Raw genomic sequence first — 1,452 nt, 5'->3', positions numbered from 1 at the left:
GGAAGAACCTAGTACACCGTATTTAATTTTTTCCATGCCTTCCCTCCTTTCCGCCCTAACGGGCTTTTTATTTTGTAATAAACCAAGCTACTAACCAAGAAATACCACCTAGCACTAACAGTGCTGGCAATACGCCGCCTTCAAATTCAATACTTGTTTTTTCCTTGCCATCACGACTAGTAAACGTGTGTTCTAAATCGCCTAGCATTAGTTTTTTCCAATTCATTTTGTACCTCCTAAAAATGTTATAATCAACTTATCCTAGCAGAAAGGAGGATAAGCTAATGAAAATTTCTAATTCAAAAGATTTAGCTCTCGCTATTGTCGCTTCTTCTAGCCCTACTTTGTCTATCGAAGATAAAATCAAACTTTACGAAGACGCCTATGAAGCTGTAGAGGCTCACAATAAGCCTATCATTGAAGCTGAAAACGAACGACGAGCAAAGGACGTTGAAGCGTTTTTAGATACATTTGGTAGATAAAATGCCGAAATCTTCTAAATAGCTTCCTAATTTAAGATACCCTATTGCTAGCTCGCACCTAGCGATTGGGTCTTTTTCTTTTGCGTATGCTTCTTCAATATCTGAAAACATTTTTTTGATATTAGCTATAAAAGCACGTTGACTTTCAATATCAGTCATTTTTTTATTCCTCTCTATTTTCTTGAAAGAAAGTAACCACTATGATATAGTAAGTATAACCCCTTTAAGGGGTGGGGGATTTTCAACCCCCTATCCGATTACCTCGTAATCAGATATTTTATTTTGAGCCTAAACCAAAGAATCTGTATTTCGAATTCGAGTTCTTTGTGTTTAGGTTTTTTATTTCGCCTACTTTCCATCAGTGGCTACCTCCTTTCGTTTTGCTTAATTCCTTAAGCTTGATTATAGTATATCACCATTTTGGTGACCAGTCAACACTAAAGTTGTATTTTTGTAAAAAAAGTTTCCTTTTTGGTGATTTAGTGATATAATATTAGCAAATCAAAAGGAGAAAACACCAATGGAGCTCAATCAGTATGTAGGCAATAAAATAAAACAATTCAGATTAGAGAAAAAATTAACTCAAACCCAACTCGCAGATCTTCTTGATACAACCAAACAAACAATAAGTAGATATGAAAAAGGCGATAGAAAAGCAAATCAAGATGTTTTGTTTGCTTTGTCTGACCTATTTGAAAAAACGATTGATGATTTCTTCCCTCCTATAACCAAAGAAACTGCCGTACAACTTCAACAGCAATCTAGCACCACAGAAATCAACAACAAAGTCGCTCTATTAGACAAAAAACTCAAGGAACCTCGTCACAGTGATTGGATTTCATACGGTGATAAATTATTAGAACAACAAAACACAGTAGAAAACAGTAAGAATACAGTAGTAGAATTATTCTCTTACAACTACTACGACCACGCAGCTTCAGCTGGTACAGGTCAGTATCTGAATGATGTG

The 1,452-nt window shown here is 35.5% G+C and carries 4 protein-coding genes; 2 read left to right on the top strand and 2 right to left on the bottom strand.

All coding sequences use genetic code 11. The annotated features are described in order from the left end of the window. Positions 1-67 precede the first annotated feature (67 nt). On the bottom strand, positions 68-226 hold the full coding sequence (locus HMPREF9171_RS1000000113735) for a hypothetical protein (RefSeq protein ID WP_001104151.1): 159 nt from the start codon (positions 224-226) through the stop codon (positions 68-70). A gap of 58 nt (positions 227-284) precedes the next feature. Between HMPREF9171_RS1000000113735 and HMPREF9171_RS102820 the strand changes: the two genes are divergently transcribed. Then, positions 285-482, top strand: a complete 198-nt coding sequence (locus tag HMPREF9171_RS102820) for a hypothetical protein (protein WP_000703679.1) — start codon at positions 285-287, stop codon at positions 480-482. Here HMPREF9171_RS102820 and HMPREF9171_RS102825 read toward each other — a convergent pair. Beyond that, positions 462-641, bottom strand: coding sequence for a hypothetical protein (locus HMPREF9171_RS102825; protein ID WP_000129623.1), 180 nt, complete (start codon positions 639-641; stop codon positions 462-464). The genes HMPREF9171_RS102820 and HMPREF9171_RS102825 overlap by 21 nt on opposite strands. A gap of 361 nt (positions 642-1,002) precedes the next feature. Between HMPREF9171_RS102825 and HMPREF9171_RS1000000113140 the strand changes: the two genes are divergently transcribed. Further along, positions 1,003-1,452 (top strand): helix-turn-helix transcriptional regulator (locus HMPREF9171_RS1000000113140; protein ID WP_000422578.1); only part of this gene is annotated, 450 nt, incomplete at its 3' end.

Origin of the sequence: Streptococcus agalactiae ATCC 13813 (assembly GCF_000186445.1) — a bacterium.
Lineage (GTDB): Bacteria > Bacillota > Bacilli > Lactobacillales > Streptococcaceae > Streptococcus > Streptococcus agalactiae.
The sequence above is the reverse complement of the archived record's forward strand: the minus strand, read 5'-3'. Positions and strand labels throughout refer to the sequence as shown.